A 13,518-nucleotide genomic window follows, 5' to 3' on the forward strand; every position below is an offset into this window, starting at 1 on the left:
GTCAGCCCACATACTGGAACCCTTATGCAGACTTTAACCTCTTTACTCCGCACGATCCCATCACCCGACAGTGCCGCGATGCTGCGTGCACAGCAGCATATTGACGGCTTGCTTAAGCCGCCGGGAAGTTTAGGGCGACTCGAATCTCTCGCCGTACAATTGGCCGGGATGCCTGGCCTGAAGGGTGTGCCGCATGTGAACGGCAAAGCGATGCTGGTGATGTGCGCCGATCACGGCGTGTGGGATGAAGGGGTTGCCGTTTCGCCTAAAGTTGTCACGGCTATACAGGCTGCCAATATGACGCGTGGAACGACCGGCGTCTGCGTCCTGGCCGCTCAGGCTGGGGCGAAGGTTCATGTGATAGATGTTGGGATTGATGCTGAACCTATTCCCGGTGTGGTGAATATGCGTGTGGCACGCGGTTGCGGCAATATAGCCGAAGGCCCGGCAATGAGCCGTTCGCAGGCCGAGGAGCTGTTGCTGGAAGTCATCCGCTATACCCATGAGCTGGCAAAAGACGGTGTAACGCTGTTTGGCGTCGGGGAGCTTGGTATGGCAAATACTACACCTGCGGCGGCCATTGTCAGCGTGCTGACCGGCAGTGATGCTGAGGAAGTCGTGGGTATTGGCGCTAACCTTCCTCTTTCTCGGGTGGGGAATAAGGTAGACGTTGTGCGCCGGGCAATTGCCGTCAATCAACCGGATCGCCATGACGGTGTCGATGTGCTGGCTAAGGTTGGCGGGTTTGATCTTGTCGGTATGGCGGGGGTGATGCTGGGGGCGGCCTCCTGTGGCCTGCCGGTCGTGCTGGATGGTTTTCTTTCGTATTCTGCTGCTCTGGCGGCCAGCCAGATTGCGCCGCAGATTAAACCCTACTTGATCCCGTCACACTTCTCCGCTGAGAAGGGCGCCCGCACCGCGCTGGCGCATCTTGAATTGGATCCTTATCTGAATATGGGGATGCGTTTGGGCGAAGGTAGCGGGGCCGCGTTGGCAATGCCGATTGTTGAAGCTGCCTGTGCGATGTATAAAAATATGGGGCAGCTCGCCGCCAGTAACATCGTGCTTCCAGATGGTAAGGAAGCGTAGTTACCGTTCAACCTGAACCTCGCCTGATGGCGAGGTTTTTTTATGCGCAAATATGTCGTAACCCACTAAAACAGATAATAAAAGCTATACTTAACGGATATCTGTTGCGACGAAGGAAAGGAAAAAGATGCGTCGTGTAAAACTGCTTTGTTCACTCATTATGCTGCTTGCGAGTCAGGGAGCGCAGGCGGTGAGTTATCCGCTGCCGCCAGAGGGTAGTCGCCTGGTGGGTAGCACTTTGACTATTACGGTTCCACCAGGAAACACCAAGCCGCTGGAGGCATTTGCCGCTCAGTACGGGCAGGGGTTGAGCAATATGCTTGAAGCCAATCCGGGCGTCGATGTTTTTCTGCCTAAATCGGGTTCAACGCTGCTTGTGCCGCAGCAACTGATACTTCCGGATACCGTGCGTGAGGGGATTGTCATCAACGTCGCCGAGATGCGGCTTTACTATTATCCTGCTGGCAGCAATACGGTTGAGGTTTTACCCATTGGCATTGGTCAGGCGGGTAGAGAAACGCCGCGTAACTGGGTGACAGCGGTAGAACGTAAGCAGGAAGCACCAAGCTGGACGCCGACGCCAAATACCCGACGTGAATACGCCGCTCGCGGGGAAAGCTTGCCGGCATTTGTTCCTGCCGGACCAGAAAATCCGATGGGCCTGTATGCAATTTATATCGGCAGGCTTTATGCCATTCACGGGACAAATGCCAATTTCGGTATTGGTCTGCGGGTAAGTCAGGGGTGCATCCGTTTGCGGAATGACGACATCAAGTACCTGTTTGATACGGTGCCTGTAGGGACGCGTGTACAATTAATTGACCGACCGGTGAAATACAGCGAAGAGCCGGACGGTAGTCGCTGGGTGGAAGTACATGAGCCGCTGTCACGAAACCGTTCGGAATACGAGTCTGACAGAAAGGTGCCTTTGCCAGTCACTCCCGCTTTGCGCACCTTTATCAGCGGGAATGACGTGGATGTGAGCCGCGGGAGCCAGGCGCTGGAAAGACGTTCCGGTATGCCGGTGAACATCAGCCTGGTACAGAAGCATTATTAATTTTCAGGGCGACCCTGTTTACCTTCAGGTCGGATGGGTCGCTTTTTTAATTTGATACTGCCCCATTTTTACCACGCCAATATGGTCAGCCATTAGCTGGGCTTCGTGTTCACTGTGGGTAACCAACAGCGCCGTTTGCCCGGCGGCGCGCAAAATATCCCGTACCTCGTTGCCAAGACGCTCACGCGTGCGCTTATCCAGGCTGGAGAAGGGTTCATCGAGCAACAGGATTTCCGGATGTGGCGCCAACGCGCGCGCAAGGGCGATACGCTGTTGTTGCCCGCCGGAAAGCTCATGCGGATATCGGTTGGCATGGCTGTGTAACTCCACCATTTTCAACAGCTCAGTCACTCTGGCCTGTTGTTCCTCACGCGGCATGCGACGCAATCCAAAGGCCACATTTTGCTGCGCGGTCAGATGGGGGAATAACGCATATTCCTGGAAGACCATGCCGACATGACGTTTTTCCGGTGGCAGATGAACGCCGGGACCGGCAACACGTCGCTGTGACACATAGATCTCTCCGTTTTGCAGGCGTTCAAATCCGGCTACTGCGCGTAGCACCGTGGTTTTTCCGCAGCCTGAAGCGCCCAGCAGACAGGCAATTTCACCTTTACGTACCGACATTGAAAATCCGCTCAGTACCGATTGCTGGCTGTTGCCATAAGCAACGTGTACATCCTGGAGTCGTAATGCAATTTCTGACATTGTTGCTCTCTTAACCACGGCGAGTCATTTGGTGACGCACCAACAAAATAACCGGTAGCGTGCCAGCTAAAACAATCATTAGCGCGGCGATAGCACCTTCTTCATAGGTTCCACGGGCGGCTTCCGCATACAGCAACGTTGCCAGCGTTTCAAAATTGACCGGGCGCAGAAGCAACGTTGTTGGCAGCTCTTTCATGGCATCAGCAAAAACCAGCAGGGCACTGCTGACTAACGCTGGGCGCAGCAGGGGAAAATGGACTCGTGCAAACGTCCCCGCACCATTCTCACCCAACAGACGAGACGCCTGTTCCAGCGAAGGTGGAATGCGGCCCAGACCAGAATCCAGCGCGCCAATGGCAATCGCCTGGAATCGCATGGCACAACAAATTACCAGCAGGATCCCGGCGGACATCAGCGGCAGGCCGCGAACATCCAGTAAATCGGCCAGCCAGCGGTCGACAGCCATGGCGGGGGGTAAAAAGCCAATCGCCAGAATTGTGCCGGGAACCGCATAGCCTAAAGAGGCCAGACGCATCACGCCGCGACGAAATCCCGGCATGGCATTGTCTGCGGCGCTATGACGCGCGCTCCAGGCCACCAGCATACTGACGCAAACCACCACTAGCGTAGTTCCCGCTGCCAGCGATAGCGTATTTTGCAATGCTGACAGTAACGAAGAGGAAAGGGGGTTCTCATCACCTATACGTTTGGCGCTTTCCCACATTAAAAACAGTACCGGAGCCAGAAAACCCAGCACAACCGGCAGTGAAATAACGCCACCGAGCAGCCAACCACGCCAGCCCTGCACGCGCGTTGGTTGAATTTCCCGTAGGCTGCGGCTGCTGAATCCTTGTTTTCTGCGACCATAAAATTCCAGCGTCAGAATAAGGAATATAAACATCAGCATCATGCAGGCAATTTGTGCCGCGGCAGATAAATCAGACCGCGAGATCCATGTGGTGTACACGGTAACGGTTAACGTCTGTACACCGAGGAACTCCGATGCGCCAATATCATTGAGCGTTTCCAGCAGTGCCAGACTGATCCCAACGGCCAACGCCGGACGAGCCATGGGCAAAGCAACACGAAAGAAGGTTCCGGTTGCGCTGCATCCCAGCGTGCGTGCGGCTTCCAGTAAATGAGCCGGTTGGCTAATAAACATGGCGCGGGTTGTCAGATACACGTATGGGTACAGCACTAATCCGAGCAGGATGATTGCGCCGGAAAGTGAGCGTAAATCAGGCAGTCGGAACTGTCTTGGGCTGTCAAAACCCAATAAAAAACGGATAAAGGTTTGCAGTGGGCCAATCGGATGCAGCAGATCGAGCCACGCAAAGGCCACAATGTAGGTCGGCATTGCCAGCGGCAACAGTAACGCCCAGCTTAGTATTTTACGTCCAGGAAAATCCCATGCCGTTACCGCCCATGCGCTGCCTACGCCAATCACGCCGACCATCATCGCGACACCGGCTAATAACAGCACGGTATTTTTTAGTGCGGCAGGCAGTACATACGTCAGGAGATTATCCCAGTGAGATAAATCGGCCTGGGTAGCCTGACAAATCAGCGCAATGATGGGTGTCAGAACGCCAAGCGCTACGCACAGCGCGCCAAGATGTAGCGGCGTTAATAATGACTGCGGCCCGGAAACCAGGCCGCGTAACGTCGGAAACTGCAGAGGTTTATTGATCGAATCCAACTTTATCTACCAGCAGACTAGCTTGTTTACGATATTTAACGATTTCGGTTAACGGCGTTTTATCGACGTCGATTTCACCAATGGTTGCGCTAATAACCGGATCAAGCGTCACGCCTTTCAGTACCGGGTATTCGAAGTTCGCTTTCGCATACTGCTGCTGGGCAGGTGCGGAAACCAGATATTCCATCAGCTTAACGGCATCGGCTTTATTTGGTGCATAGCGGGCTACAGCTGCGCCACTGATATTGACGTGTGTACCGCCATTTTCAAAGGTGGGTTTAACGACTTTAATCGCATCGCCCCACTGACGTGCATCACTGCCTTCTTTGGCGTTTTTCATATGGCCGACGTAATAGGAGTTGGCGAGACCAATATCGCAAATGCCACCGAGAATATCGCGAGCTACATCGCGGTCGCCACCGGTAGCTTTACGCGCCAGGTTAGCTTTCACACCGCGCAGCCATTCTTCGGTCTTTGCTTCACCGTGATGAGCAATCATTGCGGCGATCAGCGCTGTGTTATACGGGTGCTGTCCGGAACGAATACAAACTTTACCTTTGTACTCAGGGCTGGCGAGTTGTTCGTAATGCCAGTTATCGATTGGCAGTGACTTCTCGGCATACAGCACGCGGGCACGCATCGACAGCGCAAACCACTGATTGTCTGCGCCGCGCAGATTAGCCGGAATAGCGGTTTTCAGTGCTTCTGACTCTACTGGCTGAGTTACACCCGCTTCCACTAAATCAATGAGGTTACCGGCATCAACGGTCATCAGCAGGTCAGCAGGTGAATTTTTACCTTCAGCTTTAACGCGCTCGAGCATACCGTCCTTGATATAGACCGTACTGACTTTGATGCCGCTGGTTTTGGTCCAGCTATCAAGCAAAGGCTGGATCAGACCCGGTTCACGGGTGGTATAGAGCGTTAACGTTTCCTGAGCGAAAGCCGGTAGGCTAACAGAGAAGACCAGGGCAGAGGCAAGGGTGATACGGCGCAGTCCGGCGCGAGGCAGAGAATTCATCGTTTATATCCCAGAGTAATTGGAACGTACAGTGAACCGAGCAGGGGGCTCGTTCCTTTGGCTCGCGTACAATAAATGATAATCACTAGCACTTACAATAATTGCAAAGTTTAAACGATTTACATTTACATAACTTTAATCAACGTTGTGATGCGGCATGTAACAGCGGTGCAGAGCAGGCAGGGGGCTTATGAGAGGGATTTTATAGCGACCTGAAAAGCAAAAAGCCTGCTTAGTTTCCTAAGCAGGCTTCTTAAATATGGCTCCTCTGACTGGACTCGAACCAGTGACATACGGATTAACAGTCCGCCGTTCTACCGACTGAACTACAGAGGAATCGTGTGAACGAGGCGCATATTACTGACCTCATCATGAGGTGTCAACAGTAAAATTAGCGCGTCATTTCAATTGGTTAATTAATCTTCAAATTCAGCGTTAATGCACATTTGGTGAGCGACAATGGCCACCTTAGCGGGTATCGCGTAACCGCTCCATGGGGTTCTGGCGGTAAAACTGAATGAAACGTTGCCATAATGCCGGAAAACGTGGTGCAAATAATTCAGGGGCACTGAAGAAATATTCCGATAGAACGGCAAAGCATTCGGCAGGATCGGTCGCTGCGTAGGCATCTATACTGCACGCGGTTTCACCGACCAGATCAATTTCATCCTGAATGTTATTCATTGCGGCATGCAGGTCGTGCTCCCAACTGGCAATATCTCGCAGAGGGATCGCCGGAATACCGCTGGCGCGGTCGCCATTACGCATATCAAGCTTATGCGCCACTTCATGGATGATCAGATTAAAGCCGGAGGCATCAAAAGAATCCTGAATGTCGAGCCAGTTGAGGATTATTGGACCTTGCTGCCAGCTTTGCCCGGACTGTACAACACGTTGATTATGTACCAGCCCAATATCGTCTTCCCATTCATCGTCCACGACAAACGGGGCAGGGTAGATGAGAACTTCATGAAACCCGTCGAGCCACTCGATCCCCAATTCCAGAACAGGCAAACAGAAAAGCAGCGCAATGCGCGCACTTTTTAGTGGATCAAGTTCAAACCCCTGAAGCGCTACCAATCTTTTTTGCTGTAAAAAGCGCTCGGCCAGGGCGATAAGCCTGGCTTGTTCTTGCTCGGTGAGATTCACCAGAAGAGGAATAGCCAGGGCGTCGTCCCACGGCCAGTCGTCACTCCGGGTTGTTTCTTGCTCTTTCCAGGGCCACTTAATCATCGTTTTGCTCGCAAACTCGTCACTTGAACGAAATTGACGGAACGGGGTCTGTTAAAATGCCAAATTACCTGGCATCATGGCAACCGCCAAAACGGAGAGATGCCAGAGCGGCTGAATGGACCGGTCTCGAAAACCGGAGTAGGGGCAACTCTACCGGGGGTTCAAATCCCCCTCTCTCCGCCACTATTCAAGCACTTGCACGCCTCGCTTTCAACGACAGTTCTCATGGATGTTTTTTTCTTTGAGTATCCTCACAAGTTTATCGTTGTAATGCCCGCGTGGTAAAAAAATACGTTTCGTATAAATAAAAAGCCCGCTTCATATGAAGCGGGCTTGCTTATTTTTGCGTCAATTAGAACTGGTAGACTAAACCAACGGCAACGATGTCGTCAGTTGCGATACCATTGCTTTCATAGAAGCTGTCGTCTTCATCCAGCAGGTTGATTTTATAATCGACATAGGTGGACATGTTTTTGTTGAAGTAGTAAGTCACACCCACATCAACATATTTGACCAGGTCTTTGTCGACATAACGCCAGTTACCACGACTGACTTCCTGACCACCTAAATCGCTACCTTTAGATTGCAGGTAAGCGACGGAAGGGCGCAGACCGAAGTCGAACTGGTACTGCGCAACAACTTCAAAGTTCTGTGTTTTGTTGGCAATACCGCCTTTCGCTACATCTTCGCCAGCAGCATTCTTATATGAGCCGCTACCGTATGATGTCATGTTACGGGTTTCTGCGTACATAGCAGCCAGGTACACGTTGTTAGCGTCATACTTCGCACCAATAGTCCAGGCATCTGCTGTCTCACCACCTGCATAGGTGCTGCGATGATTAATTCCATCCTGATAACCTTTAGCAACTTGGTTATTTGAACGGTCAGAGCTGGAGTATGCTGCGCCGAGGCTTAAACCGAAGTCGAAGTCATAGGAGGTTGACAGACCGAAACCGTCGCCGTTCTCTCTAGACAATTTACGGTTCTCACCGTTACCAGTACCTTCGCCTGCTCCTGCACTTTCATTATTACCCTGGTATTGCAGCGCGAAGTTCAGGCCATCAACTTGACCAAAGAAACCTTTATTACGGTAGGTGGCTACGCCGTTGGTACGACCGGTCATATACACGTCGGTCTGGGTGTAGGAGTCACCGCCAAATTCCGGCAGCATATCGGTCCAGGCTTCTACGTCGTAGACCACGCCGTAGTTACGACCGTAGTCGAAGGTACCGTTCTCACCAAAGCCTAAACCGGCAAAGGCCAGACGAGTCCAGGAATTTGCGCCTTCACCTTCGGTACCGTTAGCCTGGATGTTGTATTCCCACTGACCATAACCAGTCAGCATATCGTTAATTTGTGTTTCGCCCTTAAAACCCAGACGGGCATAGGTCTGATCGCCATCATCGCCAGGGTTATCAGAGAAATAACGCAGACCATCGACTTTACCGTACAGATCCAGTTTATTGCCGTTCTTATTATAGATTTCAGCCGCATTTGCTGCGCCTGCAGCTAATAAAGCAGGGAGAAGCAGTGCCAATACTTTTCTTTTCATTATGTATTCCCTTTGCATGATAATTAAAATGAATATGTAGTACTATCCGAGTGACTACATTTGGATACTATCTATGAAGTTCATTTAATTTAAAATATAACATGTAACAAATGTATTTAAAATTTTTCAAAATGTTTCTTTTGCATCTTTATATAATTATGAGTGTGTGTTAATTACATTGGTATTTGCCATGTGAATTGTTTTTAATCAGTTAGTTATATGTTTTTATCTATTTATTTGTTATATGTATTTTATTTGTTTTAGATGTTTGTTTTTAATATTCATATAAATTATTTTTCGATATTGGCGTGGTGGGATTTATAAATTCATGTGGATTTTATTTTTAGTGCAATAATAAAAGATGATTATGTAATGGGGCGGGCAGTGGTCTGCAATGAAAATTATTGCTAAGGTGATTTTCTTTCTACAAAGGGAGATAGCATGAAACTGCACGACTGGCAGTCGCGATTTGAAGCCTGGTTAGCTGATAACCATTCTGGACAAGATGCTGCACATGACATCTTTCACTTTCGACGTGTGTGGATAACGGCACAAAAGCTGAGTACAGATGCAACCGTAGACTGGCTGGTGGTGTTGACCGCGTGCTACTTCCACGATCTCGTCAGTCTGCCAAAGAACCATCCTGAGCGTCATTGTTCGTCGGTACTGGCAGCCAAGGAAACACGTCGTGTTTTGATACGCGATTTTCCGGATTTTCCACAACAGCGGTTATCGGCAGTGTGTCATGCCATTGAGGCGCACAGTTTTAGCGCCAAAATCGCGCCAGAAACCCTTGAAGCGAAAATCGTGCAGGATGCAGACCGGCTTGAGGCGCTGGGTGCAATTGGTTTAGCGCGCGTATTTGCCGTTTCAGGGGCGTTAGGGGTTGCGCTGTTTGATGCGGAAGATCCGTTTGCCCGAAAGCGTAGCCTTGACGATAAACAGTACGCGCTCGATCACTTCCAGACCAAGTTATTGACGTTGCCGTTGACGATGCAAACCGAACAAGGGAGGCATTTGGCACAACATAATGCGGATTTTTTACTGACGTATATGGCGAAGCTGAGTGCGGAGCTAAAAGGAGAATACGAAATGCTGGATCTTGACGCGATTCAACCCTTTAAAGCGCGCTAGTCGCCAATACGGCTGAAACGTCAACCGTGCTAATTTATGTTAATCTGTCGGTTATCCATTTCTGCCGGTTAAATGTATGCAGGATAATTTTTCAGTAGCAGGCTCCATGAACCCGATGACAGATGAAAACGAGACCGACGTGCAGGTGATGTTGGCTAAGTTGCTTGAAATATATGACGTGAAAACACTGGTTGCTCATCTGAATGGCGTTGGCGAGAACCGCTGGAGCCCGGCCATTTTTAAACGAGTGGTTGCTAATGAAACATGGCATCGCCTCAGCGACCGCGAGCTCATTCATCTGAATACTTTGTTGCCGAAACCACCTGCGCATCATCCGCATTATGCCTTTCGCTTTATCGATCTTTTTGCTGGCATTGGCGGTATTCGTCGCGGCTTTGAAGCGATTGGCGGGCAGTGCGTGTTTACCAGTGAGTGGAACAAGCATGCGGTGCGCACCTATAAAGCGAACAACTACTGCGATCCGCTCCAGCACAACTTTAATGAAGATATTCGTGATATCACACTCAGCCATCACGATGGGGTGAGTGACCAGCAGGCGGCAGAACATATTCGCCAGCATGTTCCTGAACATGACGTGCTGTTAGCCGGATTCCCATGTCAGCCATTTTCTCTGGCTGGTGTATCAAAGAAAAACGCGTTAGGGCGGGCACATGGTTTCGCCTGTGATACGCAAGGCACACTTTTTTTTGATGTAGTGCGCATTATCGATGCGCGTCGGCCAGCCATATTTGTGCTCGAAAACGTCAAAAACCTGAAGAGTCACGATCAGGGCAAAACGTTTCGCATCATTATGCAAACGCTGGACGAACTGGGTTATGACGTGGCGGATGCGGCGGATAACGGTCCGGACGATCCGAAAATTATCGATGGGCAACATTTTTTGCCTCAGCATCGCGAACGTATCGTGCTTGTCGGCTTCCGACGCGATCTGAATTTGAAATCAGACTTCACGCTGCGGGATATTGTCACGCGTTATCCGCAGCGGCGTACTACGCTTGCGGAACTGCTTGAGCCGACCGTCGATGCGAAATATATACTGACGCCGGTGCTGTGGAAATACCTCTATCGCTATGCGAAAAAGCATCAGGCGCGGGGCAATGGATTTGGCTATGGCATGGTGTATCCCGGTAACCCTGATAGCGTAACGCGCACATTATCTGCGCGTTATTATAAAGATGGGGCGGAGATCCTGATTGACCGTGGCTGGGATATGGCGCTGGGTGAAAAAGATTTTGACGATCCGCAGAATCAGCGACACCGCCCACGCAGACTTACGCCCAGAGAGTGCGCGCGTCTGATGGGGTTTGAATCTCCGCGGGGCTATCAGTTCAGGATCCCTGTGTCAGATACTCAGGCTTATCGCCAGTTTGGTAATTCGGTGGTCGTTCCGGCATTTGCGGCGGTGGCCAGGCTGCTGGAGCCGAAAATCAGGCAGGCAGTTGCTATTCGCGAGAAAGAGAACCAGCGTGGCAGACGTTCACGATAAAGCAACACGCAGTAAAAATATGCGGGCGATAGCTACCCGCGATACCGCAATTGAAAAACGCCTTGCCAGCGTGCTGACAGAGCAGGGGGTAACGTTTCGCGTGCAGGATGCGACGTTACCCGGTCGCCCCGATTTTGTGGTGGATGATTATCATTGTGTGATTTTTACTCACGGCTGTTTCTGGCACCACCACGATTGCTATTTGTTTAAAGTCCCCGCGACACGAACGGAATTCTGGCTGGAAAAAATAGGCAAAAATGTCCAGCGCGATGCGCGGGATTGTGAAAAGTTGCAGGCTCTGGGCTGGCGCGTACTGATTGTCTGGGAGTGCGCCCTGCGTGGTCGCGAAAAGCTGGACGATGAAGCGTTATCTGAACGTGTCATCGAGTGGATCTGCGGCGGTGGCGACACCGCGCAGATCGACACACTCGGTATTCATTTACTGTAACGTTTTTTCCGACGGGGTAGCAACGGCATCCGCTTTAACAGGGAACAGGTATTTCCCCAACGTTACCAGCACCACAGCAAACACGATCACGCCGAGCGCCAGCCATTCGATAGGGGCCAGTCTTTCACCCCCCAGACCGGTACCTAACAGCACGGCAACAACCGGATTGACGTAAGCATAGCTGGTGGCTAGCGCCGGGCTGACATTGCGGATCAGGAACATATACGCATTAATGGCAATAATGGAGCCAAACAGGGCCAGGTAAGCCACAGCCATAAAGCCTGAAAATGTTGGCATGGTGGTCAGTTTTTCCCCGGAGAGTAGCGATGCGCACATCAGCACAATACCGGCGGCTAACATTTCAATGGCTCCGGCCATCATGCCAACGGGTAGCGTAATGCGTGAACCGTATACCGAGCCAAACGCCCAGCTTATTGAACCGATCAGGATTAAAATAGCGCCCCACGGATTGCCACTTAAATTGCCCCCGCTGTTCAGCATGATGATCCCTGCTAGCCCAATCGCTATCCCCAACCATTCCAGCTTGCGCGTTTTGATGCCAAAAAAGTAGCTAAAACACAGCGTAAATAACGGGACGGTGGCGACCACCACGGCGGCAATACCGGAAGGGACATTTTGGTGTTCTGCGACGGTGACCAGACCATTACCCACAGCCAGCAGCAGGATACCAATTAACGCGGCGTTCAGGATTAGGCGTAAGGGGGGCAGCTTATGCCCACGAATAAGTAAGAAACTTGTTAATAAAATTCCCGCGGAGAGAAAACGTACGGCTGCCATCATTAACGGCGGCCAGCTTTCAACGCCAATGCGAATAACGAAGTACGTGGAACCCCAAATGATGTACAGCGCGAATAGCGCACTGAAAAGCGGTAACAATTGCCTGAAACGCATAATCCCTCACGGTGGAAATAAAAAGGTGCAACATAGTAAACGTCAAAACTATCTTACTGGCGAGATTTATAATTACGTGTTGATGTTAAAAACTTGTTGACCAGAAAGGTCAGTTTCAGCATGGCGTGTTTTACTTCATACTTATGACTGCAAAAAAATAATATTGAGGGTGAAAATTTTGGCAGGAAGTAGCTTACTGACCTTACTCGATGATATCGCTACGCTACTGGATGATATCTCAGTGATGGGAAAACTGGCCGCGAAAAAAACCGCGGGCGTGCTGGGGGATGATCTGTCGCTTAATGCGCAGCAGGTATCGGGCGTGCGGGCGAACCGCGAACTCCCGGTGGTCTGGAGCGTGGCGAAAGGGTCGTTTGTTAACAAAGTTATTCTGGTGCCGTTGGCGCTATTGATAAGCGCATTTATTCCCTGGGCGATCACCCCCTTATTAATGGTAGGCGGGGCGTTTCTCTGTTTTGAAGGGGTGGAAAAGGTTCTGCATACCCTGGAGGCGCGTAAGCACAAAGAAAGCCCGGAAGAGCGTCAACAGCGTCTGGCTGCTCTGGCCGCACAGGATCCACTCACCTTTGAGAAAGATAAAATCAAAGGGGCAATACGTACCGACTTCATTTTGTCTGCCGAGATTGTCGCAATTACGCTGGGTATTGTAGCGGACGCACCCTTGCTGAATCAGGTGTTGGTGCTATCAGGTATCGCGTTAGTGGTGACCGTGGGCGTGTATGGCCTGGTCGGGATTATCGTTAAGCTTGACGACATTGGGTACTGGTTGGCAGAAAAGCGTAGCCTGCTTGCCCAGTCGTTGGGCAAAGGGTTACTGGTGGTTGCCCCCTGGCTTATGAAAACACTTTCTGTGGTCGGCACACTGGCGATGTTTTTAGTGGGAGGCGGCATTGTGGTACACGGAATATCGCCGCTGCATCATGCGATTGAAAATTTTGCTCAGCAGCAAAGTACATTGATTTCGCTAATGCTTCCGACCCTGCTTAACCTGGTGCTCGGCTTTATCATCGGTGGGATTGTCGTTCTGCTGGTAAAAGCTGTCGCCAGAGTGCGCGGAATTTCGCACTAATTGTTACAGGACTGATTACGCAAAACGCCTCCTTGTCATCTAAGGTGTAAAGGTTTCTCTTGATACAG

12 protein-coding genes and 2 tRNA genes are annotated in these 13,518 nt (G+C 50.9%); 7 read left to right on the plus strand and 7 right to left on the minus strand.

From position 1 onward, the window contains the following. The first annotated feature begins 24 nt into the window (after window positions 1–24). Together cobT and ldtA are read left to right on the plus strand one after the other, a co-directional pair. On the plus strand, window positions 25–1,089 hold the full coding sequence (cobT, locus tag OGY67_RS02855; RefSeq protein WP_048216014.1) for a nicotinate-nucleotide--dimethylbenzimidazole phosphoribosyltransferase: 1,065 nt from the start codon (window positions 25–27) through the stop codon (window positions 1,087–1,089). Window positions 1,090–1,216: 127 nt separating this feature from the next. Beyond that, a complete protein-coding gene (ldtA, locus tag OGY67_RS02860) occupies window positions 1,217–2,146 on the plus strand; it encodes a L,D-transpeptidase (RefSeq protein WP_032943886.1) in 930 nt (309 codons plus the stop codon). A gap of 24 nt (window positions 2,147–2,170) precedes the next feature. Here ldtA and OGY67_RS02865 read toward each other — a convergent pair whose 3' ends face one another. The 5 genes from OGY67_RS02865 to mtfA all read right to left on the minus strand — a co-directional run bounded on the left by OGY67_RS02865 (window position 2,171) and on the right by mtfA (window position 6,807). Further along, window positions 2,171–2,854, minus strand: coding sequence for an ABC transporter ATP-binding protein (locus OGY67_RS02865; RefSeq protein ID WP_032669186.1), 684 nt, complete (start codon window positions 2,852–2,854; stop codon window positions 2,171–2,173). 10 nt (window positions 2,855–2,864) lie between these two features. Beyond that, window positions 2,865–4,553, minus strand: a complete 1,689-nt coding sequence (locus OGY67_RS02870; RefSeq protein ID WP_286573412.1) for an ABC transporter permease — start codon at window positions 4,551–4,553, stop codon at window positions 2,865–2,867. Beyond that, entirely contained in the window at window positions 4,537–5,574 is a 1,038-nt protein-coding gene (locus OGY67_RS02875) for an extracellular solute-binding protein (protein ID WP_003834073.1), read from the minus strand. Before OGY67_RS02875 ends, OGY67_RS02870 begins: the two co-directional genes overlap by 17 nt. A gap of 260 nt (window positions 5,575–5,834) precedes the next feature. Next, window positions 5,835–5,910: transfer RNA gene (locus OGY67_RS02880), tRNA-Asn, on the minus strand. A 132-nt stretch (window positions 5,911–6,042) separates the two neighbouring features. After that, window positions 6,043–6,807, minus strand: a complete 765-nt coding sequence (mtfA, locus tag OGY67_RS02885) for a DgsA anti-repressor MtfA (protein ID WP_032943883.1) — start codon at window positions 6,805–6,807, stop codon at window positions 6,043–6,045. Between the two features lie 93 nt (window positions 6,808–6,900). On the opposite strand from mtfA, the gene OGY67_RS02890 reads away from it, so the two are divergent. Next, window positions 6,901–6,990 (plus strand) — tRNA-Ser (locus tag OGY67_RS02890). Between the two features lie 169 nt (window positions 6,991–7,159). Here OGY67_RS02890 and ompC read toward each other — a convergent pair. Then, on the minus strand, window positions 7,160–8,359 hold the full coding sequence (gene ompC / locus OGY67_RS02895) for a porin OmpC (RefSeq protein ID WP_286573413.1): 1,200 nt from the start codon (window positions 8,357–8,359) through the stop codon (window positions 7,160–7,162). Window positions 8,360–8,800: 441 nt separating this feature from the next. Between ompC and OGY67_RS02900 the strand changes: the two genes are divergently transcribed. The 3 genes from OGY67_RS02900 to OGY67_RS02910 all read left to right on the plus strand — a co-directional run bounded on the left by OGY67_RS02900 (window position 8,801) and on the right by OGY67_RS02910 (window position 11,448). Next, the gene (locus tag OGY67_RS02900; protein WP_286573415.1) at window positions 8,801–9,493 is read left to right on the plus strand and encodes a phosphohydrolase; all 693 of its coding nucleotides are present in this window, start codon (window positions 8,801–8,803) and stop codon (window positions 9,491–9,493) included. A gap of 76 nt (window positions 9,494–9,569) precedes the next feature. Next, window positions 9,570–11,000: a DNA cytosine methyltransferase gene (locus OGY67_RS02905; RefSeq protein ID WP_462561812.1), complete on the plus strand. Its 1,431-nt coding sequence runs from the start codon at window positions 9,570–9,572 to the stop codon at window positions 10,998–11,000. Further along, the gene (locus OGY67_RS02910) at window positions 10,981–11,448 is read left to right on the plus strand and encodes a very short patch repair endonuclease (protein ID WP_003839067.1); all 468 of its coding nucleotides are present in this window, start codon (window positions 10,981–10,983) and stop codon (window positions 11,446–11,448) included. The genes OGY67_RS02905 and OGY67_RS02910 overlap by 20 nt, the downstream gene beginning before the upstream one ends. Here the strand turns inward: OGY67_RS02910 and yedA are convergent. Continuing rightward, on the minus strand, window positions 11,440–12,360 hold the full coding sequence (yedA, locus tag OGY67_RS02915; RefSeq protein WP_286573416.1) for a drug/metabolite exporter YedA: 921 nt from the start codon (window positions 12,358–12,360) through the stop codon (window positions 11,440–11,442). The genes OGY67_RS02910 and yedA overlap by 9 nt on opposite strands. A 178-nt stretch (window positions 12,361–12,538) precedes the next feature. Here yedA and OGY67_RS02920 point away from each other — a divergent pair, with 178 nt between their 5' ends. Next, window positions 12,539–13,450: a DUF808 domain-containing protein gene (locus tag OGY67_RS02920; protein ID WP_286573418.1), complete on the plus strand. Its 912-nt coding sequence runs from the start codon at window positions 12,539–12,541 to the stop codon at window positions 13,448–13,450. Window positions 13,451–13,518: the final 68 nt, after the last annotated feature.

Origin of the sequence: Citrobacter sp. Cpo015, from assembly GCF_030333035.1 — a bacterium.
In the GTDB taxonomy this organism is placed as follows: Bacteria; Pseudomonadota; Gammaproteobacteria; order Enterobacterales; family Enterobacteriaceae; genus Citrobacter; species Citrobacter portucalensis.